This window comes from Neptuniibacter sp. QD72_48 (assembly GCF_047778065.1).
Taxonomy (GTDB): Bacteria; Pseudomonadota; Gammaproteobacteria; order Pseudomonadales; family Balneatricaceae; genus Neptuniibacter.
In genome coordinates, this window is the sequence record NZ_CP180547.1 from 2,987,285 (window position 1) to 3,007,534 (window position 20,250).

Consider the following 20,250-nt stretch of genomic DNA (forward strand, 5'->3'; position numbering starts at 1 on the left):
ATACAACTACGACCAATACGCATGAAAATGATTAACTGGGCCATGACCTGCACCCACATTCAGTTTATCCGCCCCTCGCAAAGCAGATGTAATATAGTCTTTAGCCAATCTAACCGCCGTTGCAGGCGACTCCCCTTTGGCTAGGTAAGCGGTAATAGCCGCTGCCAATGTGCACCCTGTACCATGGGTGTTTTTTGTATTTACCCGAGGACTAAGGAACTCGATGAACTCCTGCCCATCATAGTAAATGTCCGGACACTCTTCACCCTGCAAATGGCCGCCTTTCAACAGCACCTGCTTAGCACCTAACTCCAACAATTCAGCAGCCATATCAGCCATACCCGTGCGATCTTTAGGTTCAGATTGTCCTAGCATCACAGCAGCTTCTGGCAAATTAGGCGTGATAATATCCGCTATCGGAATCAAATGTTTTACTAAGCTATCAATGCCATCAGCGCTCAGAAGCTTGCTCCCACTAGTCGATACCATCACAGGATCAATAACCAGCGGAACATTTTTACTTTTCAAGAACGACGCAACAGTCAAAACCATATCGGTATTACCCAACATACCCGTTTTAACCGCATTAATTTCAATATCATCAAATACCGCATCTAACTGCTGTAATAAAAATTCAGCCGAGACAGGATAGATACTTTTAACTGACTGAGTGTTTTGCGCAGTTAAAACGGTAATAGCAGATGTGCCGTAAGCCCCTATTGCTGAGAACGTTTTTAAATCTGCCTGAACACCTGCGCCACCACCGGAATCAGACCCAGCAATGGTAAGCACATTAGGGATAGCGGAAGAGATATTAGCCATCATAGCCCCCTATAACTGGAGCTAAATGAGCCAAATTTAAAAAAAAATAAATCCATAGAAATGAAATCTCGATTTCCTACGCCGGAACAAACCGGATCAGGTTCAACGGGTTTACTCTCAGCCCCACAGGGCACCCCGACCAAGACAAAATCCAAGTTTAAAGACTCACCTGCATTCTGTCCAGAAAAGCACCTGAAACTCCTTCATCTAAACAAAAATCAGAGAAAAAAAATCCTCAATTAAGAAAAATTAGGAATTTTTCTTATTTTTTTTACCTTATATACGTCCATAATGAGTGGCATGGATCTCCTGTTCATGGAAAGAATACAAGGAAGGCCTCGATAAGCGGAACGGATGGCATGATGCCCTAGGACAAAGACCGCAAGGATTATGGAAGCCATAGAAAAGGGCGCCTCAATGGAAGAGGCGCCCTTTTCGTATCTATCCTATACAAAGCAAGTATTTGCCCCACCCAATACAGAACTCTTTAAATTAAGATTTTTTCTTATTTCTTTTCCCATATTTCCAGCCATACTTGATGACATGAATCTCCTGTTCACGGAAAGAATACAAGGAAGGCCTCGAACAGCGGAATGGATGGCATTGATGCCCTAGGACAAAGACCGCAAGGATTATGGAAGCCATAGAAAAGGGCGCCTCAATGGATGAGGCGCTTTTTTTATTTATATACACTTTCCCACTTCCCCTATGATTCCCATGCCTCGGGAATTCTTCCCGAAATCTTCGGGATGGCAGAAATTAAGAATAATTCTTATTTTTTTTTATGTATTTCCAGCCATAATTAACTTCATGGATCTCCTGTTCACGGACTGAATATAAAGGACGGCCTCGATAAGCGGAAAGGATGGCATGATGCCCTAGGACAAAGACCGCAAGGATTATGGAGCCAAAGAAAAGGGCGCCTCATGGATGAGGCGCCCTTTTTGTTTATAAATTGATCATCCACGCGGGCATATTGCCCGAGTTAGACCTGACAAATGAAATTAAGAATTTTTCTTATTTCCTTTCCGGTAGCAAAAGGCATAATTAGAAACGTGGATCTCCTGTTCATGGAACGAATACAAAGGACGGCCTCGATAAGCGGAAAGGATGGCATTGATGCCCTAGGACAAAGACCGCAAGGATTAAGGAAGCCAACAAGGGGGTTGCTTCACGGAAGGAGCAGCCCCTTACTTTTTACCTACAAAAAATACCAGCTCTATCCTCTCAATACCTTACGCAGTTACGTAACTCGGTTGTGTTAACCATGTTTCTTCAATCAGATTCTCAATAGATACATGACAACCCGCTTTAATCCATTTAGCTAACGGAGTCGCAACATCAGGAATGCAGAATGGTTCTGGTTGTGGTGATTCAAGCCAAGCTCCTATCTTTTGACAGTCTAAAGCGGCCACAACTCTACCTAAACCAAGGATTTCCAGTACCTCAGCATTGGACTCTTGCTCAGCCTGACCTTTTTGCGGCAAGGTCATTATCTTTTTTCCATATTGCAAAGCTTCACTTAACAAGCCAAAACCGGCGTTACAAATCACCCCTTCACAATCAGATAGATCTTGCTGAAAACCCATTCGTGAAAAAGGCCTGATATGGCAGTTTCCTTGATCCAAGGATTGATCAACTGAAGAATAGATAAAGAAGTGAGCCTGACTACATTGTTTAAAGATAGGCATCATGGCCTCTAGATCATCATGAGGCAGGTAGACCACCACTTTATTCTCAGTAAGGCTTGGACTAAACAAAGGCTTTTGAATTAGTGGTGGGCAGATATCTTGATCGAAACGATCCCAATGCAACCCGATAGGTATGTCAGTTGGGGCAAATGACTTTACTTGGGCCTTGAGCAAAGGCCCTGATTTCTTATCGGGCAAATCATGCAAAAAAGCATATTGATGAGCAATACCTACACTGTTGATCCCTTTTAACTTCGCCGCCCACGCAGTTACCGGTTCAAAATCAGTGATCACAAGGTCATATCCCGTAAGGTCGAGTGCCCTAATATCTCTCAACAATTGAAAAACACTATTTTTCGTAAATGTTTTCCAATGGTCAACCTTACTTCCCTGCATATAAAAGGTTAACCCCCTTCGGCACTGGTAATCACCAAAGGGCTCCATATTAAATAACTTCTCAGGTTCTCGACCACTAAACAGATAATCAACTTCGACCCCCTCCTTCTCCAAAGCAGGTGCCATCACCCGTGCCCGAGTGATATGGCCATTCCCTGTAGCTTGCACACCGTAAAGAATACGCATCAGTTCAGACCAGCACAGATAAGAAAGGAATAAGCGAAATCGCAGCAGCTACAGAGCTTAAGCCCAGCACGGCACCCGCTAAAATATCTGTAGGATAGTGAACACCAAGGAGAACCCGAGACATACCTATAGCAACAGCTAAAACATAGGATAGAACCGCAAATTCAGGATAAAAATGCGCTACAAGTGCAGCAAATACAAACGCAGCAGCAGAGTGGCCTGATGGGAAGCTAAATTTATCAGATGGGACTATATAAGCTTCAAATGGCAACGAATCACAAGGCCGATGACGCTTTATAGTATTTTTAAGAATAAGGTAGAGCGGCAGCTCAATGGTATAAGCAAATAAACCAACCAACAAAAACAAAAGACCAAACTGCTGCTCAAAAAGAGCAAGGGCAAAGCCAATGAATAGGTATAAAACACCATCACCTAATCGAGAAACTTGCCGACTTACCGAAGCAATTTGAGCTGCTTTAGGAAGGCCCAAACACCAATTAAAGGTGAGTAAATCAAACGCTGTTACTAGTCGAATAGCACTCATTGTCAGTATCTCCCAATACTTTCATCATGCTTTCAGATGATGAAAGTACTAGGTGACAGCTCAATGAATACTTTTTGACAGTTCAATTACAAAACGGCAGCAGCCATCTCTTTAGAAAATTCCTGCTCAAACCATTGCGCGGCCATGGTCACAACTAGGTCAGGCTGCAATAAAGGCACCATATGACTTTGGCGCTTCATTACCAACAACTCCATGGGCTGCTCACAATAATTCATCACTCTCTGAGAATAACTCACAGGTAATACCTCATCTTTATCTCCATGCAAAATAGCAGCAGAGAAACGATGCACCCTATTTACGATATTACAACGATGATTAAACAGACTAGATAAAGTTTTAAGAGGGTAATCAAACACTATCAATGGATCATTATTAATTGCGGCACCTGCAGGGTGCCCCTTTAACAGCTGCTCAAAATCAACGAAAGATTTTAGTGGCACTTTATATCCTGGAAGCATTAAGGAAGATGCCCACGTCCAGTTCCAGCCCATTCTATAAGTTAAATCAGGGGCCAAATCAGGCACCAATAACGTCCCGCAAAGGACTGTAGATAGGCGCTCATCCTTTTCTGCTGCTGCAACAGCAAGCAATGCACCTATTGAATATCCGTAAACACCAAATGGGCCCTTAAAGCGCTGCTGCAATACATCCAAAACGTCCGATACAGCATTACACATCTCATCTACAGTGTAATGACCTCGAGAGCCCCCTGAATAGCCATGCCCAAGAGGGTCAACACCAATAACATTAAACCCTTGCTGAGATAGCTTAGACAACAGCTCTGCATAGATTTCACAATAAGTACCAATTCCCGGTAAAAAGATAATGGTTGGTGCATCTGGCGCGCATTCATATAACTCACAATGAACAGCACTTTCACCGACACAAAAAGCTGTACGGTGTTTTAAAAATTGCTCTAAATTCAGCTTGTCACGCAGATCAACACGTAAGCTACAACCTTCTTGGGACAAAATAGGCGGTCTGATTTGAACACTCATAATCAACTCAACTTATCGCTGGCAGTGTTTACAAAACACTGTGGAGCGCTGCCCCAAGCGTACTTCTGTTAATGGAGCCATACACTGTACACAAGGCTCCCCTTTTCGCCCATAAACATTGAGCTTTTGCTTAAAGTAGCCCGGTTTACCATCGCCACCTACAAAATCTTTCAGCGTTGTACCACCTTGCTCAATTGCGGCAGCCAACACTTTTTTAATATTCTCAACTAAACACGCTAAGCGTTCATAAGAGATATTACCGGCTGCTCGCCTCGGATCGATACCTGACAGAAAGAGCGCCTCGGTGGCATAGATATTCCCAACCCCAACCACGACTTTACTATCCATAATCACTTGTTTGATAGCCGCTTTACGTCCAGCGCAGATTGCATGAAGGTGCTTAGCATCAAATTGCTCACAAAGAGGCTCTGGGCCTAACTTATATAGCAGTTCATGGTGTTCATTAAGCGGTTGCCACAAAACAGAGCCAAAACGGCGCGGATCCGTCAGCCTCAAAGCCTTGCCATTCCCGAAACAGAAATCCACATGATCATGTTTAAGTACGGGCTCATCTTGCTCAACAATTCTTAAGCTACCTGACATCCCCAGATGCACCATCACTTCGCCGGTAGATATTTTGAGAAGAATATATTTTCCGCGGCGACCAACAGATTCAATCACCTGTCCTTCTACCTCATCAGCAAGAAAATCAGGAATAGGCCAACGAAGATTAGGATTGCGGATCAACAAGCGGGTTACTTTCTGCTGATTAACATGAGGGCTAATGCCTCTACAGGTCGTTTCTACTTCTGGCAATTCAGGCATGAATTTCAACTGTAATACAACATTGAAAGCTTAGACTAACATAAAATCAATGAATTAAGGGCCTATCTCAATGCCGACGTTAGTCAAGCTATGCTACATTCTAGGTCTAATTTAGTAAGGTGATTTGTACTCAATGGATTTTATCTGGATCTTATTTGCATTCGTCTGCGGTTACACACTGCGATTGATTGAGATGCCCCCTCTTATAGGGTACCTATTTGCAGGTTTCTTCCTGCACTTTATTGGTGTTGAACCAGTAGATAGTTTACAAACCTTGGCTGACCTAGGTATCACCTTGATGCTTTTCACTATCGGCCTGAAGTTAAATGTAAAAGACCTATTAAAAACAGAAGTGTGGGCCAGCACACTGTCCCATATGACACTCTGGACACTTTTAGCCGGCTCTGCATTTATACTGCTCGCCACCCTTTCAATTCCGTACTTTTCAGATCTAGATCTTAAATCTGCTGCTCTGATCGGCTTCGCCCTTAGCTTCAGCAGTACCGTATGTATCGTGAAGCTTTTAGAGGAAAGCGGTGAGATGAAAACAAGGCATGGTCAACTCGCCATTGGCGTCTTGGTTATGCAAGATATTGTTGCCGTTCTGTTCCTTGTGGCCGCCACGGGGAAAATCCCATCAATATGGGCCCTAGGCTTATTCGGTTTAGTCTTCGTTCGCCCTCTGCTGAATCATTTGCTAATGCGTGCAGGCCATGGTGAATTGCTGCCTTTGGCCGGCTTCTTTCTAGCACTAGGCGGTTATGAACTATTTAACCTAGTAGGTGTGAAAGGCGATTTAGGAGCACTTGTCTTCGGCATGTTATTAAGCACTCACCCTAAAGCAAGCGAATTAACTAAGTCCCTCTTAAGCTTTAAAGATCTATTCCTGATTGGCTTCTTCCTATCTATAGGGTTCACAGCCTTACCTGACTGGTCAATGCTAGGCATGGCAGCGATCCTTGCGGTTCTAATTCCATTAAAATACATCATGTTCTTTGGAATTTTCACCCGCTTGAATCTTCGCGGACGAACGTCTTATCTATGTGCCTTAGCACTGAGTAACTTCAGTGAATTCGGATTAATTGTTGCTTATCTTTGTGTAGATAGCGGCTGGCTAAGTAAAGAGTGGTTGGTCATTCTAGCGCTTGCTGTTTCACTATCATTTATCCTAACCAGTGTAGTCTACCGTTCTGCGCACTCCTTTTATTTACGCCATAAAGAGAAGATTAAAAGTTACGAATCAAACACTCCTCTTCCAAGCGATATCTTTGTTCAGCCGAAAGATTCTGAAATATTAGTGATCGGACTTGGTCGTGTCGGAAAAGGCGCTTTCAATGCCCTGCATAGCATTGTTGGGGATAAAGTTTGGGGAATGGATGCAGACCGTAGCCGTATTCAGAAATTCCAAAACAAAGGATTACACGTTTTCTATGGTGATGGTGAGGATGCCGACCTTTGGTGCAATATGGATGTCAAAAATATCAAACTAGTCTTGCTTGCACTGCCTTCGATAGAGGATAGTCTCAACATTGCTGAACAGCTGCACAGCGCTAACTACCCTGGGGAGATTGCTGCAATTGCCCGCTTCCCAGATGAACATAAACAACTCGTTGATGGCGGCATTCATACTGTTTTCAACTTCTATACAGAAGCAGGCTTCGGTTTCGCCGAAGAGAGTTTACAGTTAATAAACCATCCAAAAGCAGCCGCAGAGTAATCTGCGGTTGCTAAACAGCAGACAATAAAAAACCCAGCCTAGGCTGGGTTTTTTAGAAGAAAGTAAGATCTTATTTAATCTTAGATTCTTTGTATTCAACGTGCTTACGAACTACTGGATCGTACTTTTTGAACACCATCTTTTCAGGAGTGTTACGCTTGTTTTTGTCAGTAGTGTAGAAGTGACCTGTGCCAGCAGAAGAAACTAGCTTGATCTTTTCGCGTGCGCCTTTAGCCATGATTCTGCTCCTTAAACTTTGATGCCGTTAGCACGAACTTCAGCTAGAACTGTGTCGATGCCTTTTTTGTCGATGATACGCATACCTTTAGAGGAAACACGTAGACGTACGAATTTGTTTTCGCTTTCTACCCAAAAACGGTGCCAGTGCAGGTTTGGAAGAAAACGACGGCGTGTTTTACGCTGTGAGTGGGAAACATTGTTTCCTGTAACTGGACGCTTACCAGTTACCATGCAAACTTTAGACATATTATAAAGCCTTTAAAATTAAGGGTTACGAATCTATCCTTTATTCTCTTTTTTTATTGAAACGGCGTAAGGAAAAGCCTCTGTACTCTCCAGAGTCCAAACCGTTTCTCAGGCGGAGCGTCCCGTAACTAGACAAGATACCGTACCGGAGTATGGATAGAAGGCCGCGAATTATACACAAGAGCATACACATTCACCAGCACTTAATAACTTTTATAATAATCCCCGCTCAGCAAACGAAACAATCTCAAGATCCCCGACAATCATATGATCTAAAACCCTAACTTCGATCACCTCCAATGCGTTTATAAGTCGTTCGGTTATGTGCTGATCAGCCATACTGGGCTCAGCAACACCTGATGGGTGATTATGAGCAAGAATGACCGCCGCAGCATTGTGCTCCAATGCTTTTGCGACGACCTCGCGGGGATAGACTGCCGCTGCGTTAATCGTGCCAAAGAATAACGCTTCATATTTAAGTACGCGGTGCTTGTTATCCAGAAAGAGACAAGCAAACACCTCTCTTTGATGATGACGCAGTTGCGAAGCCAGATAATTTTTCACCTGCTCCGGCCTCTCCATCGCATCTCCTTTTTCAATAGAGGCTTGTAGATGCCTGCGACTCATTTCCAAAACAGCCTGCAATTGGGCATATTTTGCAGAACCTAAGCCATGCGCGGAACAAAAAGCCTTTTCATCACTTTCGAGAAGCGCGCGTAAAGAACCAAATGTAGTTAATAAATCGCGAGCCAGATCCACCGCGCTTTTACCTTTTACCCCTGTGCGTAAAAAGATAGCTAAGAGTTCGGCATCTGACAGCGAAGCCGCGCCTTGAAGCAAAAGCTTTTCCCGAGGTCGCTCGGCTTCCGGCCAATGCGAAATAGACATAAGAGGTCTCCATTTTATCTCTTCTCTATTTGCCACTCACGAAGCAAAGGCTTTCAAACCTTGAGAAGAGTCATCATCCTTGATGAATTGCATTAATTTAACGCCATACAATCTACGAAACTTTACTTGAAAATGGTATGGTATCGATCCTTTTTATTTCAGCGTCATTTAGATTACCGACGCTACAAACGCAAAGATTACAGTAGTTAGCCAGTATGCAGAGACTTACTAACAAACAAATTATTCTTGGAATCACCGGCGGTATTGCAGCTTATAAAAGCGCAGAGTTAACTCGAATCCTCAAAGGAGCCGGTGCTGAAGTTCGCGTTGTAATGACAGCCTCTGCAACCGAGTTTATTACCCCACTGACTTTACAAGCTCTCTCAGGTAATCCCGTCCACCAGCATCTTCTTGATGCCGAAGCAGAAGCAGGCATGGGTCATATTGAATTAGCTAAATGGGCTGATTTGATCCTGATTGCGCCAGCAAGTGCGAACTTTATGGCTCGATTAGCCTCAGGCCAAGGCGATGATCTACTAACAACGATCTGCCTAGCGACAGATGCACCTATCTGCTTAGCCCCAGCGATGAATCAAGCAATGTGGCGTGACGAAGGCACACAAAAGAACGCAACAACACTGGAATCTCGTGGCCTCAAACTATTTGGACCAGGTGTAGGTGAGCAAGCCTGTGGCGATACTGGTCCAGGCCGTATGCTAGAACCAACGGAGATAGCAGAACTAACAGCAGCCCAATTTGACCGGGGTAGCCTGACAGGTAAAACCGTCTTTATTACCGCTGGCCCTACCCGAGAACCATTAGACCCTGTGCGATATATATCCAACCATAGCTCAGGAAAAATGGGCTACGCTCTTGCAGAAGCTGCAATGGAAGCGGGTGCTAAAGTTAAATTAATTAGTGGCCCTGTAAATCTTCCTGCACCGGCTCGCATTGACAGAACGTCAGTGGAAAGCGCCGAAGAGATGCTTAACGCCTCTCTGGAAGATCTCTCTCTATGCGACATCTTCATCGCAGCGGCGGCAGTAGCAGACTACCGCCCTACGGCTATAGCTGAACACAAAATAAAGAAAGGCACAGAAGAGATCATGGAACTTCATCTGGTTAAAAACCCAGATATTGTTGCCACTGTAGCGAATAGTTCACCAAAACCATTTACGGTGGGTTTTGCTGCAGAGACACGTGATGTTATCAGCTACGCCAAAAGCAAACTTGAGCGTAAAAACCTCGATCTCATCATCGCAAATGATGTTTCTCGCTCAGATATTGGTTTTAACAGCGACGAAAATGCGGTTACGGTTATTTCAGCGACAACAACTGAAACCTTACCCCAAGCCTCTAAGCGCCAGTTAGCCAGCAAGCTGATCGAAAAGATTGCAGCTCAGTATCATGGAAGTGCAGTAACGGAAAAAGAGATCGAAACTGCATAACTTATTTTGGATTTCAAACTTTGTGAACATTAAAGGATTAACATGCGTTACCCTCTAAACTCTCTAGACCACGCAATTTTCCGTGCTTACGATGTCCGAGGCATTGTAGGTTCAGCCTTAACAGATGACACGGTCTACCACCTAGGCAGAGCTTTTGCTGCCGAAGCAAAATCACAAGGCGTTGAAAACGTTAATGTGGCTGCCGATGGCCGCCTATCCAGCCCGCACCTTAAACAACTCTTTAGTGAAGGTTTAATAGATGGCGGCTGCCAGGTCATAGATACAGGCTATGTACCAACCCCTACCCTCTATTATGCAGCACATCAGGATAGTCAGTGCACAGGCGTAATGATCACAGGTAGTCACAACCCAGCTGATTACAACGGCTTTAAGATGATGATCGACGGCCACACATTGTCTGGCGATGAAATCCAAGCCCTTAAAACACGTATCATTGAGCAAAACTATTCAGACGGCGAAGGCTCTAAACGCGATTTAGATATCCGTGAAAGCTACCTTGAGCGCATCCTTTCGGATATCAAACTAGATAAAAAACTAAAAGTCGTTGTCGATTGCGGTAACGGCATTCCAGCTGAGCTAGCGCCTAAGCTGATTGAACAATTAGGCTGCGAGATTATCCCGCTTTATTGTGAAGTCGATGGCACTTTCCCTAACCATCACCCAGACCCGGGCAAACCGAAAAACCTGATCGATGCTATAGCAAAGGTAAAAAAAACGGGTGCGGATTTAGGCCTAGCATTTGACGGTGATGGCGATCGCGTAGGCGTAATCACTAACGAAGGTAATATCGTATATCCAGATCGCATCATGATGCTGTTCTCTGAAGAGATCCTTAAGCGCAACCCAGGCGCAGAAATCATCTTCGACGTAAAATGCTCACGCCTACTCGCCAAAGTGATTACCGAAGCAGGTGGTAAAGCGACTATGTGGCGTACAGGCCACTCTTTGATCAAACAAAAAATCAAAGAAACCGGCGCACTGCTTGGCGGCGAAATGAGTGGTCATATCTTCTTTAAAGAGCGTTGGTACGGTTTTGACGATGCGCTATACAGTGCAGCACGTCTTCTTGAAATTTTGGCGAATACAGATCAAACCGTTGAAGAGCTATTCGCTCAATACCCTGAAGATGTAAGCACACCAGAGCTAAACATCACAGTTACCGACGAAAACAAATTCGATATTGTCGCAGCCCTTCAGGAAAAACACTTTGAAGGCGGTACTGCCAACCATATTGATGGTGTACGCGTCGACTACCCGGATGGCTGGGGTTTAATTCGCGCATCTAATACAACACCAGTGCTTGTTCTTCGTTTTGAAGCAGAAACAAACGATGCGTTATTGCGTATCCGAAACGATTTCGAGCAAAAGCTACATGAAGTGGATAACAGTCTCGTTATCCCACACGAATAAAGCCCAAACGGCAGGAGTGCACCGATTAAATCGGTGCACTCATATAATAATTTTAAGGAAAGACTATGCCTCTAACACGTAAAGATGCCATGACTACCGCTCATGTATTGAGCGAGGCTATGCCATATATTCAGCGCTTTGTCGGCAAAACAATTGTCATCAAATATGGCGGTAACGCCATGATTGATGAAAAGCTGCAAAACAGCTTTGCCCGTGACATTGTGATGATGAAGCTGATTGGTATTAACCCAATTGTTGTACACGGAGGCGGCCCGCAGATCGGACAACTGTTAGAAGATCTGAAAATCGAATCACACTTTATCAACGGTATGCGTGTAACCGATTCCAAAACAATGGACGTTGCCGAGATGGTATTGGGCGGCGCGGTAAACAAACAGATCGTTGGCCTGATCAACAATAACGGCGGCCAAGCTATTGGCTTAACAGGTAAAGACGGTCAACTTCTACGTGCTAAAAAGCTACGCGTTGAACATAAAACACCTGAGATGGAGGCACCGGAAATCGTCGATATTGGCCACGTAGGCGAAGTAGAAAGCGTTAACGTTAAGGTGCTAGATATGTTGGTTAACTCCGACATTATTCCTGTGATTGCACCGATTGGTGTGGGTGAAGACGGCGCGTCCTACAACATCAATGCAGACTTAGTTGCTGGTAAAGTTGCTGAAGTACTGCAAGCTGAAAAGCTGATTCTATTGACCAATATTGCAGGCTTAATGGATAAAGACGGCAATATCCTAACCGGCCTAACAACCAAACAAGTAGATGATCTAATTGAAGATGGCACAATCTACGGCGGTATGCTGCCTAAAATCGGCTGTGCACTAAGCGCAGTTAAAAGCGGCGTAAACAGCTCTCATATTATTGATGGCCGTGTAGAACACTCCTGCATGCTAGAAATCTTTACCGATGAAGGTGTTGGTACTCTGATCACCAACCGCGGATAAGGACGAACCATGAGCGAAACAGTCAAAGTATCCCGCCGCGAACAGATTCTTCAAAGCCTTGCTCGCATGCTGGAAAACCCGGGGCAAAAAATTACAACTGCAGCCCTAGCTAAAGAAGTGGGTGTATCTGAAGCAGCGCTTTATCGCCACTTTCCAAGTAAAGCACGCATGTTTGAAGGCCTTATCGGCTTTATCGAAGATACAGTGTTTAGTCGTGTTACTGCGATCACACAAGTTGAACCAAGCGCAATCAAACAATGCGAGCAAGTACTTACTCTGCTATTAGCATTTGTTGAACGCAACCCTGGCATGGCACGACTGCTTACAGGTGATGCTTTAACCGGTGAAACCGATCGCCTAAGACAGCGTATCAATCAGTTCTTCGAACGCTTAGAAACACAGATCAAACAGATCTTGCGCGAAGCAGAAGTCAAAGAAGGCTTACGTACTGAAACAACAGCTGGAGCAACTGCCAACTTGATGCTTGCGTGTTGCGAAGGTCGCATCCGTCAATTTGTACGAACAGAGTTCCGCAAAACGCCGACAGAGCAGTGGAGCGAGCAATGGCCGCGAATTGCTGCCGGCGCTTTCCGCCCAGCCTAATTGACGCTTGGTACAATGACTCTTTAAGGGGAAGCTAGCTTCCCCTTTTTTATTTCTACGGGGCCACCAGCACAACTATGGATCAACTTATTGAACACGGCGGATTATTTGTTCTCTCATTTTTCGCCAATTCCTTATCAGCAATGGCCGGAGGCGGAGCAGGATTACTGCAACTCCCTGTACTGCTGTTCCTTGGCTTAAGTTTCAATACAGCACTTGCCACCCATAAAATGGCCAGCGTAGCCTTAGGTATAGGTGCAACCATTAGGCATCTGCGTGAAGGAAAGCTGGACTATAAGTTTTGTGGATTTATATTGCTATGCGGCCTGCCCGGCGTGGTTATCGGGGCTGATATCATCATCGACATCCCCGAAGGCTGGACCATACTCAGTTTAGGCTTATTAACAACTGGATTGGGCATCTATTCGTTTCGTAAGAAGGCGCTTGGACTTACCGCAGAACCTCGTAACAGAGATCGGTTAGGACTTATCGTTGGGGGTGGTATACTGTTCGTTATTGGCGCCTTAAACGGCTCTTTGACTTCAGGCACTGGCTTATTTGTCACACTCTGGCTCGTTCGCTGGTTCGGTCTAGACTACAAAACGGCCGTCACCTATGTCTTGATTCTGGTAGGTTTGTTCTGGAACTCCACCGGCGCTATTACCGTAGCACTACAGGTAGATCCTCGTTGGGAATGGTTACCTGCACTGTTGATCGGCGCCACTATCGGCTCTTATACAGGTGCACATTTAGCCATTACTCAAGGTAATCAGCTGATAAAAAGAGCATTCGAAACGCTCACAGTTCTAGTAGGAATAAAACTGACGGGGGATGGGATCGGAATATTAATGGCTCTCTAAAGCCTTAATGTTTAATCGCAACCGGTAAAGCTTGGCAGTGCCCTTCGCTACGATCGCAAGGCTCCACTTTCGGTTGAGCCATTAGCAACTGAGTGCGAGATCGAATATTAAGCAACTCAGACGCCGACACTAAGCGGATACCTAATTGCTCGAGAATAGGCAGTGCTTCAGATAAATACTCCACTGTTGCTGGATAAGGATGCCCTATTACAACGGCATGCCCCTGCGTAACAGCCAAACTTAAAGCTTGTTTGAACTGGTTATGGATATAATTCCAATTTTGTTTGTTATCTAAAAAGACATCCCTTACTAGGTAGGGGATCTGGTGTTCATGGGCCACCTTCCAAGCCACACTTCGACCTGTTGTCACACTATCGATAAAGAAGATATTACGCTGTTTTGCCACAGCCATAATCTCTTTCATCTTTTGACGGTTTTCAGTCAGAAGACTTCCCATGTGGTTGTTCATTCCAACTACATGGGGAATCGAATCCAGACTATTATGCAGTACCTGTTGAATCTCTTGCCTAGATAACTGCTCAGTTAACGCGCCTGGCCCTAGACGAAGTCCCGCTTTATTTTGCATTGGCGCATGCAATATAACCTCTTTACCCTGCTTGTATGCTATTTCTGCTAGATCATAGGAGTGAGGGGTATGGGGCAGAAATGCATAGGTAATCGCACCAGGTAGGTCGATCGCAGCCAAACCTTTTTTACGGTTATCACCAATATCATCAATAACAATTGCCATCACCGGCTGGTTATCTGTGAATACTGGGTCGGCATAACTAGGGCCAACTAAAGCACCAAGAGTAATAACCGCTGAGAAAAACCGTCTAAAAAGTTGCATATCACTTACGCACGATCGCTAGAGCTTTTAGCAAGTTTAAAGCTTCATATAACTGATAATCTCTCGCTGCAAGATTATCTTTTTTCGCTTCTTCCGCAGCCTTCTTCTCACCATTTTCAAGATGGCCACTTAGATCTTTTTCTTTCAAATATTCAGGGCCGCCTTCGCGCAAGGTTAACTCAGCATCATTAACCTCAATATCTGGTTTGATGCCTTGTGCCTGAATAGAACGGCCATTGGGGGTGTAGTATCTAGCCGTAGTAATTTTTAGCGCACGCTCTTTTGTTAAAGGCAGAACCGTTTGAACCGAGCCTTTACCAAAACTATCAACTCCCATAATAACCGCACGCTCTTGATCCTGAAGCGCACCCGCAACAATCTCTGAAGCCGATGCCGAACCGCCATTAATCAGGACAACAAGTGGAAGCTCTGGAAGTAAAGTATCGCTAGTCGCACTAAAGCGCTGCTCAGAATCTGCTAAACGACCTTTGGTATAAACAATCAGGCCATCGTTTAGGAAAGTATCACTGATATCCACTGCCGCTTGTAATACACCACCTGGGTTATTACGAAGATCCAAGACAACACCTTTCAGATCATTTTTCATCAAGCGCTTAAGGTGTTTGTTAACCTCTTTTCCTGAATCTACTTGAAATTGGGAAACACGTAGATAGCCGAACCCCTCATCCAACATGCGACTTTTAACACTCGCCACTTGAATAATGTCTCTTACAACTTCAATCTCCAGCGGTTTTTCTTCGCCTTCACGTACAATGGTCAACAGGAGTTTACTGCCCGGCTTACCCCGCATTAGCTCTACAGCTTCACTCAGCGGCATACCCTGTACAGGCGTATCATCGAGCTTAGTAATCAAATCACCCGCTTTAACCCCAGCACGTTGAGCTGGCGTATCATCAATAGGCGTGATCACACGAATAAAGCCATCTTCAGAGCCTACTTCGATACCTAAACCACCAAATTCACCACTAGTGTTTGCTTGTAGACTCTCAAATTCATCGGGTTCCAAATAAGCGGAATGGGGATCTAGTCCTGCAATCATGCCTCGCAGAGCATCTTCAAGCAGACGCGCATCATCAACTGGCTCAACATAGGAGGATTTAATACGCTGAAACACTTCAGTGAATAATCGAAGTTCATCTAAGGGCAATACTTTTTCGTCTGTGACAGCAGAAGTATCTGCAGGCTTTGGATCAGCAGCATAAAGCGGGAAAGAGACAAGCGAACCAACAACTATACCAAGCAAGGTACGTTTGAACCCGCCCGAACATAAAACTGACTTCATAATTTCTTCCCTAATAATGTTAGCGCTTCAACCAGCTTTTTGGATTACTCGGCTTACCTTTATAACGAACCGCAAAATAAAGACCTGTTTGAGTACGGCCCCCACTTTGCCCTGCCGTTGCGATCGCATCACCCGCGGCAACCCAATCGCCTGTTTCTAATAACAAACTTTGATTATAACCATACAAACTTAGATAACCTGAGCCATGATCAATAATCAAAACTAAGCCATAACCTCTAAGCCAATCTGAAAATACTACGCGCCCATGATGAACCGCTTTTACAGGCTCCGCTTTCGAAGCTTGAATCCAGATCCCATCATAACGGATATTATTTCTGACAGTACCATAATTCTGCTTCACCTTACCTTTTAACGGCCAAGGTAGCTTACCTTTTAATTGTTTAAAGGATTTATCGTCTTTGACAAGCGTGGCGAAATTTAAGCTTTTCTCAATTTCAGTTAGTACTGCACGTAAACGCTTTTGATCCAGCTTGAGCTGCTTAAGCTTCTTTTTGTCTGTGTAAAGGGCTTTTGTTAGCCGATCAAGGGTATCTTTTCGCTTCGCTTGAGAGGCCCTCAGAGCAGTGACCTCTTTACGCAATTCTTCGCGCTTGAGGACCATTTTTTGCTCGGTATCGGTTAACTCTAATTCAGTTCCGGAAAGATCCGCCAGTTTGGTTTTGAAAAGAATCAGGTCTTGGCGTAACTCTTTATTTACGAAGTCATAATAGCGAATAGCTCGATCTAATGTTTCAGGATTTCGCTGAGTAAGCAGCAGCTGTAAGCGCGCTTGGTTACCCATTTTATATTGCTGGGCTATCTGCTTAGCGATTAGTTCGGAACGCTTCTTAAGCTCGACTTTTAAAGCATCTCGCTTCTGTTCAAGGGAATCAGCGTGAGAACCAAGACCACTTAATTGCTTATCCAGTGATTGGATCTGACGGGCTAACTTGCCAATTTTTACTTCACTGTCACGGAGTTCTTTACTTAATTCACGAGACTCACCCTCTTGCGAGCGCATGTTTTTTTGCAAAGAGGCTATACGTGAATTGAGCTGCTTTATCTGCTTTTCAGTTAATGCTTGTTCGTCCTCTGCCAACACTACAGATGACGTAAGCAAGCTAAACAGTAAGAAAATAAAGGCAGGTAAAGATCGCACCATAATTTTTCTGCACAAAATAAAAAGGGATAAACGAGTTATCCCTTTTAAAGCCTCTTTAGAAGGATGCTAAAGATCTGCCCGTCATTTCCGCAGGCACCTCAATGTCCATCAAGGACAGCAGAGTTGGTGCTAAATCACAAAGCGCACCGTCTTCTAGCTTGAGATTTTCTGCACGTGGACCATCGTAAATCAACGCCACTGGCCAGATTGTGTGAGATGTATGAGGCTGCCCTGTTTCTGGATTAACCATCAACTCAACATTGCCGTGATCAGCAGTTATCAGTGCTTCACCACCGACTTCTCGTAGCGCTTCTAGTACCTGTTTAACGCTATCATCAACGACTTCACAAGCTTTCACAGCTGCATCAAATTTACCGGTATGGCCAACCATATCACCGTTCGCATAGTTACAAACGATCAGGTCATACTTACCGCTCTTAATCGCTCCAACTAACTTTTCAGTCACTTCTGGCGCACTCATCTCAGGCTGCAAATCATAAGTCGCAACATCTGGGGAAGGAACCAAAATACGATCTTCACCTTCGTAAACTTCTTCCTGACCACCATTGAAGAAGAAAGTCACATGAGCATATTTTTCAGTTTCAGCAATACGCAGTTGGGTTTTGCCCAAACCAGATAGGTACTCACCTAGATCATTTTGAATCGCTTGCGGTGGATAAGCACAAGCAGCATCGATATCAGATGCGTACTGAGTCATCATTACATATGCAGCTAGTTCTGGTGCTTTTTCACGTGTAAAACCGTCAAAGCTGCTACCTTCAGTAAATGCACGAGTAATCTCACGAGCGCGATCAGGACGGAAGTTCGCACAGATTAGCGCATCACCGTCAGCAACTAGACCTTTCGCTTCGCCAGTAGCATCCGTAATTACTGTTGCTTGAACAAATTCATCGTTCTCATCACGCGCATAAGCTTCATTCAGCGCTTGAATGGCAGATTCAGCTTTGCAAGGCGCTTGACCGATAGTCATTGCATCGTAACCGTTCTGCACGCGATCCCAACGGTTATCACGATCCATTGTAAAATAACGGCCCGCTACAGAAGCAATGGAACCTACACCGAGTGCGGCTAGCTTTTCTTCCGTACGGTGAATCGATGGTTCCGCAGAACGTGGTGGCATATCACGACCATCCAAAATGGCATGAACATAAAGCTTTGTCGCACCAAGTTTTACAGCCATCTCTAACAGCGCAAAGATATGTTCTTCATGGCTGTGAACGCCACCTGGTGATAACAAGCCCAAAATGTGAACCGCTTTGTCTTGCGAAATGGCAGAATCCATCGCATTCACTAGCGTCTCGTTATCGAAGAAATCACCATCTTCAATCGCTTTGGAGATACGCGTGAAGTTTTGATAAACCGTGCGCCCTGCACCAATATTCATATGGCCAACTTCTGAGTTACCCATCTGTCCATCCGGCAAGCCAACAGCCATACCTGAAGTTTCGATTCGAGCATTTGGATTATCAGCAAGCAGTGCATCCCATACTGGGGTATTAGCTGCCTGAATTGCTGAAGATTCTGAACTTTCTACACCGTAACCATCAAGGATGATCAAAGCTTTTGTCGCGCGCGTTTGTGTCATATCTGTAGGATTCTGTTGCAACGGTTATAAAATTGCCGCCAATTTTACTTGGAAAGCCCCTTTAAGGCTAACGATTGAAGGCCCGAAGCAGAATAATTGCCACTAAATAATCATTTTCACCACGTCTTCCCCTTATACCGTCAAAAATCGCGAGGTATACTATTGCTCCTCAATCGTCGATCAACAGTTTTTAATGGTCTTCAGGTAAGACCTTATTTGGATTAGAAATGGATCAATTTATCGAATTTATCGGCAACCACCCATTCTTGGTTGGTGCTTGGCTTTTAACTCTAGTGATGTTCGTTCTTTATGAACGTAGTAAAGCAGGCAAAGCCGTTACTCCGGCGCAAGCAACAAACCTAATCAACAAAGAAGACGCAATCATCGTTGATATCCGCCCTAAAAAAGAGTGGGCAACAGGTCATATCACCAATGCAAAGCACATCCCTCTTTCTGATTTAGATCGTCGTATGGACGAGCTAACTAAGTACAAACAACGCCCGATTATCGTTGTATGTAATTTAGGTCAGGCAGCAAGCGCTGCTACTCGCAAACTTAAGGCTGAAGGCTTTGAAAATGCGGTGCGCCTATCTGGCGGTATGACCGAATGGAAAGGCCAAAGTCTTCCGATTGTTAAGTAATAATCACGATGAAAGAAGTTACCATCTATACAACCGCGTGGTGCCCCTTCTGTATCCGAGCAAAAATGCTTTTGGATCATAAGAGCGTTCCTTACACTGAGATTAAAGTCGACGGCGACGCAGAAAAACGTCGCGAAATGACGGAACTAAGTGGAGGTCACACTGTGCCGCAAATTTTTATCGGCGAAGCACCTATCGGCGGTTGCGATGATATGTTTGCCCTTGAACACCAAGGCAAGCTCGACACCCTACTTAGTGCAAACTAATTATTAAAAAATAAGGATAAATCATGGCTGAGAACGATCAGAACACAGCGTCCCAAGAAGAACAGCAGGGACCTCAGTTTGCGGTACAACGCGTATACATTAAAGATGCCTCTTTTGAATCTCCAAACGCTCCTGAAATTTTCATGAGCCCATGGCAGCCAGAAGTTGGTCTAGAGATGAACACTCAAACTGCTCAGCTAGGTGACAACGCTTTTGAAGTAACTCTAACGCTAACAGTTACGGTTAAAAACGAAGATAAAACTGCATTCCTAGTTGAACTACAACAAGCAGGTATTTTCTCTATCGCAGGTCTAGGCGAGCAAGAGATGCACCACACACTAGGCGCATTCTGCCCAAGCATCCTATTCCCATATGCACGTGAAGCAATTGACGCAATGGTTGTTAAAGCTAGCTTCCCAGCGCTAATGCTTGCTCCAGTAAACTTTGATGCACTATATGCTCAGCAAATGGCTCAAGCCCAGCAAGAAGCTGCACAAGGTGAAGCTCAGCACTAAGCTGATCGTTGTCGCATAAAAAAACG

Annotated in this window: 21 protein-coding genes and 1 riboswitch; of the genes, 9 read left to right on the forward strand and 12 right to left on the reverse strand. The window is 44.6% G+C overall.

The window, feature by feature from the left end:
• Nucleotides 1-6: 6 nt before the first annotated feature.
• The 5 genes from thiD to mutM form a co-directional block, all read right to left on the reverse strand.
• Entirely contained in the window at nucleotides 7-822 is an 816-nt protein-coding gene (thiD, locus tag ACMXYX_RS13540) for a bifunctional hydroxymethylpyrimidine kinase/phosphomethylpyrimidine kinase (RefSeq protein ID WP_415896841.1), read from the reverse strand.
• A gap of 56 nt (nucleotides 823-878) precedes the next feature.
• A riboswitch (TPP riboswitch) is annotated at nucleotides 879-970 on the reverse strand.
• 1,087 nt (nucleotides 971-2,057) lie between these two features.
• Nucleotides 2,058-3,095 carry an MJ1255/VC2487 family glycosyltransferase gene (locus ACMXYX_RS13545; RefSeq protein WP_415896842.1) on the reverse strand — a complete coding sequence of 346 codons (1,038 nt, stop codon included), beginning with the start codon at nucleotides 3,093-3,095 and terminating at the stop codon, nucleotides 2,058-2,060.
• Between the two features lie 4 nt (nucleotides 3,096-3,099).
• Nucleotides 3,100-3,639, reverse strand: a complete 540-nt coding sequence (locus ACMXYX_RS13550) for a phosphatase PAP2 family protein (RefSeq protein ID WP_415896843.1) — start codon at nucleotides 3,637-3,639, stop codon at nucleotides 3,100-3,102.
• An 86-nt stretch (nucleotides 3,640-3,725) separates the two neighbouring features.
• Nucleotides 3,726-4,658, reverse strand: a complete 933-nt coding sequence (locus tag ACMXYX_RS13555) for an alpha/beta hydrolase (RefSeq protein WP_415896844.1) — start codon at nucleotides 4,656-4,658, stop codon at nucleotides 3,726-3,728.
• A gap of 12 nt (nucleotides 4,659-4,670) precedes the next feature.
• Nucleotides 4,671-5,483 carry a bifunctional DNA-formamidopyrimidine glycosylase/DNA-(apurinic or apyrimidinic site) lyase gene (gene mutM / locus ACMXYX_RS13560; protein WP_415882181.1) on the reverse strand — a complete coding sequence of 271 codons (813 nt, stop codon included), beginning with the start codon at nucleotides 5,481-5,483 and terminating at the stop codon, nucleotides 4,671-4,673.
• A gap of 133 nt (nucleotides 5,484-5,616) precedes the next feature.
• On the opposite strand from mutM, the gene ACMXYX_RS13565 reads away from it, so the two are divergent.
• Complete coding sequence (locus ACMXYX_RS13565) at nucleotides 5,617-7,200, forward strand: cation:proton antiporter (RefSeq protein WP_415906102.1); 1,584 nt, start codon at nucleotides 5,617-5,619, stop codon at nucleotides 7,198-7,200.
• A 70-nt stretch (nucleotides 7,201-7,270) separates the two neighbouring features.
• Here the strand turns inward: ACMXYX_RS13565 and rpmG are convergent, their stop codons facing one another.
• From rpmG to radC, 3 genes are all read right to left on the reverse strand, one after another.
• A complete protein-coding gene (gene rpmG / locus ACMXYX_RS13570; protein ID WP_007023004.1) occupies nucleotides 7,271-7,438 on the reverse strand; it encodes a 50S ribosomal protein L33 in 168 nt (55 codons plus the stop codon).
• An 11-nt stretch (nucleotides 7,439-7,449) separates the two neighbouring features.
• Nucleotides 7,450-7,686 (reverse strand): 50S ribosomal protein L28, encoded by a 237-nt coding sequence (gene rpmB, locus ACMXYX_RS13575; RefSeq protein ID WP_415882183.1) that lies wholly within the window; start codon nucleotides 7,684-7,686, stop codon nucleotides 7,450-7,452.
• Between the two features lie 213 nt (nucleotides 7,687-7,899).
• Nucleotides 7,900-8,574 carry a RadC family protein gene (radC, locus tag ACMXYX_RS13580; RefSeq protein ID WP_415906103.1) on the reverse strand — a complete coding sequence of 225 codons (675 nt, stop codon included), beginning with the start codon at nucleotides 8,572-8,574 and terminating at the stop codon, nucleotides 7,900-7,902.
• A 215-nt stretch (nucleotides 8,575-8,789) separates the two neighbouring features.
• Between radC and coaBC the strand changes: the two genes are divergently transcribed.
• The 5 genes from coaBC (at nucleotide 8,790) to ACMXYX_RS13605 (ending at nucleotide 13,881) form a co-directional block, all read left to right on the forward strand.
• Nucleotides 8,790-10,022, forward strand: a complete 1,233-nt coding sequence (coaBC, locus tag ACMXYX_RS13585; RefSeq protein WP_415906104.1) for a bifunctional phosphopantothenoylcysteine decarboxylase/phosphopantothenate--cysteine ligase CoaBC — start codon at nucleotides 8,790-8,792, stop codon at nucleotides 10,020-10,022.
• Nucleotides 10,023-10,064: 42 nt separating this feature from the next.
• Nucleotides 10,065-11,453, forward strand: a complete 1,389-nt coding sequence (locus ACMXYX_RS13590) for a phosphomannomutase/phosphoglucomutase (protein ID WP_415906105.1) — start codon at nucleotides 10,065-10,067, stop codon at nucleotides 11,451-11,453.
• Nucleotides 11,454-11,518: 65 nt separating this feature from the next.
• The gene (gene argB, locus ACMXYX_RS13595; protein ID WP_415882187.1) at nucleotides 11,519-12,418 is read left to right on the forward strand and encodes an acetylglutamate kinase; all 900 of its coding nucleotides are present in this window, start codon (nucleotides 11,519-11,521) and stop codon (nucleotides 12,416-12,418) included.
• A gap of 9 nt (nucleotides 12,419-12,427) precedes the next feature.
• A complete protein-coding gene (slmA, locus tag ACMXYX_RS13600; protein ID WP_415889073.1) occupies nucleotides 12,428-13,021 on the forward strand; it encodes a nucleoid occlusion factor SlmA in 594 nt (197 codons plus the stop codon).
• A 77-nt stretch (nucleotides 13,022-13,098) separates the two neighbouring features.
• On the forward strand, nucleotides 13,099-13,881 hold the full coding sequence (locus ACMXYX_RS13605) for a sulfite exporter TauE/SafE family protein (RefSeq protein ID WP_415906106.1): 783 nt from the start codon (nucleotides 13,099-13,101) through the stop codon (nucleotides 13,879-13,881).
• Between the two features lie 4 nt (nucleotides 13,882-13,885).
• Here ACMXYX_RS13605 and ACMXYX_RS13610 read toward each other — a convergent pair whose 3' ends face one another.
• From ACMXYX_RS13610 to gpmI, 4 genes are read right to left on the reverse strand one after another with little or no spacing between them, the layout of a single operon-like run.
• On the reverse strand, nucleotides 13,886-14,731 hold the full coding sequence (locus tag ACMXYX_RS13610) for a divergent polysaccharide deacetylase family protein (RefSeq protein WP_415896849.1): 846 nt from the start codon (nucleotides 14,729-14,731) through the stop codon (nucleotides 13,886-13,888).
• Between the two features lies 1 nt (nucleotide 14,732).
• The gene (locus ACMXYX_RS13615) at nucleotides 14,733-16,034 is read right to left on the reverse strand and encodes a S41 family peptidase (protein ID WP_415906107.1); all 1,302 of its coding nucleotides are present in this window, start codon (nucleotides 16,032-16,034) and stop codon (nucleotides 14,733-14,735) included.
• A 19-nt stretch (nucleotides 16,035-16,053) separates the two neighbouring features.
• Entirely contained in the window at nucleotides 16,054-17,196 is a 1,143-nt protein-coding gene (locus ACMXYX_RS13620; RefSeq protein WP_415896851.1) for a murein hydrolase activator EnvC family protein, read from the reverse strand.
• A gap of 55 nt (nucleotides 17,197-17,251) precedes the next feature.
• The gene (gpmI, locus tag ACMXYX_RS13625) at nucleotides 17,252-18,802 is read right to left on the reverse strand and encodes a 2,3-bisphosphoglycerate-independent phosphoglycerate mutase (protein ID WP_415896852.1); all 1,551 of its coding nucleotides are present in this window, start codon (nucleotides 18,800-18,802) and stop codon (nucleotides 17,252-17,254) included.
• Nucleotides 18,803-19,029: 227 nt separating this feature from the next.
• Between gpmI and ACMXYX_RS13630 the strand changes: the two genes are divergently transcribed.
• The 3 genes from ACMXYX_RS13630 (at nucleotide 19,030) to secB (ending at nucleotide 20,224) form a co-directional block, all read left to right on the forward strand.
• Nucleotides 19,030-19,443 (forward strand): rhodanese-like domain-containing protein, encoded by a 414-nt coding sequence (locus ACMXYX_RS13630; RefSeq protein ID WP_415882194.1) that lies wholly within the window; start codon nucleotides 19,030-19,032, stop codon nucleotides 19,441-19,443.
• Between the two features lie 71 nt (nucleotides 19,444-19,514).
• The gene (locus ACMXYX_RS13635) at nucleotides 19,515-19,709 is read left to right on the forward strand and encodes a glutaredoxin domain-containing protein (protein ID WP_415882195.1); all 195 of its coding nucleotides are present in this window, start codon (nucleotides 19,515-19,517) and stop codon (nucleotides 19,707-19,709) included.
• A 23-nt stretch (nucleotides 19,710-19,732) separates the two neighbouring features.
• Nucleotides 19,733-20,224, forward strand: coding sequence for a protein-export chaperone SecB (gene secB / locus ACMXYX_RS13640; RefSeq protein WP_415882196.1), 492 nt, complete (start codon nucleotides 19,733-19,735; stop codon nucleotides 20,222-20,224).
• Nucleotides 20,225-20,250 lie beyond the last annotated feature (26 nt).

Excerpts from the sequence above, each read along its gene's own strand:
- secB (WP_415882196.1), top strand. The coding sequence starts at position 19,733 with ATGGCTGAGAACGATCAGAACACAGCGTCCCAAGAAGAACAGCAGGGA.
- rpmG (WP_007023004.1), bottom strand. The coding sequence starts at position 7,438 with ATGGCTAAAGGCGCACGCGAAAAGATCAAGCTAGTTTCTTCTGCTGGC.
- radC (WP_415906103.1), bottom strand. The coding sequence starts at position 8,574 with ATGTCTATTTCGCATTGGCCGGAAGCCGAGCGACCTCGGGAAAAGCTT.
- ACMXYX_RS13610 (WP_415896849.1), bottom strand. The coding sequence starts at position 14,731 with ATGCAACTTTTTAGACGGTTTTTCTCAGCGGTTATTACTCTTGGTGCT.
- ACMXYX_RS13615 (WP_415906107.1), bottom strand. The coding sequence starts at position 16,034 with ATGAAGTCAGTTTTATGTTCGGGCGGGTTCAAACGTACCTTGCTTGGT.
- ACMXYX_RS13550 (WP_415896843.1), bottom strand. The coding sequence starts at position 3,639 with ATGAGTGCTATTCGACTAGTAACAGCGTTTGATTTACTCACCTTTAAT.
- argB (WP_415882187.1), top strand. The coding sequence starts at position 11,519 with ATGCCTCTAACACGTAAAGATGCCATGACTACCGCTCATGTATTGAGC.
- thiD (WP_415896841.1), bottom strand. The coding sequence starts at position 822 with ATGGCTAATATCTCTTCCGCTATCCCTAATGTGCTTACCATTGCTGGG.
- ACMXYX_RS13605 (WP_415906106.1), top strand. The coding sequence starts at position 13,099 with ATGGATCAACTTATTGAACACGGCGGATTATTTGTTCTCTCATTTTTC.
- rpmB (WP_415882183.1), bottom strand. The coding sequence starts at position 7,686 with ATGTCTAAAGTTTGCATGGTAACTGGTAAGCGTCCAGTTACAGGAAAC.
- ACMXYX_RS13555 (WP_415896844.1), bottom strand. The coding sequence starts at position 4,658 with ATGAGTGTTCAAATCAGACCGCCTATTTTGTCCCAAGAAGGTTGTAGC.
- ACMXYX_RS13630 (WP_415882194.1), top strand. The coding sequence starts at position 19,030 with ATGGATCAATTTATCGAATTTATCGGCAACCACCCATTCTTGGTTGGT.
- mutM (WP_415882181.1), bottom strand. The coding sequence starts at position 5,483 with ATGCCTGAATTGCCAGAAGTAGAAACGACCTGTAGAGGCATTAGCCCT.
- ACMXYX_RS13590 (WP_415906105.1), top strand. The coding sequence starts at position 10,065 with ATGCGTTACCCTCTAAACTCTCTAGACCACGCAATTTTCCGTGCTTAC.
- ACMXYX_RS13545 (WP_415896842.1), bottom strand. The coding sequence starts at position 3,095 with ATGCGTATTCTTTACGGTGTGCAAGCTACAGGGAATGGCCATATCACT.
- coaBC (WP_415906104.1), top strand. The coding sequence starts at position 8,790 with ATGCAGAGACTTACTAACAAACAAATTATTCTTGGAATCACCGGCGGT.
- ACMXYX_RS13565 (WP_415906102.1), top strand. The coding sequence starts at position 5,617 with ATGGATTTTATCTGGATCTTATTTGCATTCGTCTGCGGTTACACACTG.
- gpmI (WP_415896852.1), bottom strand. The coding sequence starts at position 18,802 with ATGACACAAACGCGCGCGACAAAAGCTTTGATCATCCTTGATGGTTAC.
- slmA (WP_415889073.1), top strand. The coding sequence starts at position 12,428 with ATGAGCGAAACAGTCAAAGTATCCCGCCGCGAACAGATTCTTCAAAGC.
- ACMXYX_RS13620 (WP_415896851.1), bottom strand. The coding sequence starts at position 17,196 with ATGGTGCGATCTTTACCTGCCTTTATTTTCTTACTGTTTAGCTTGCTT.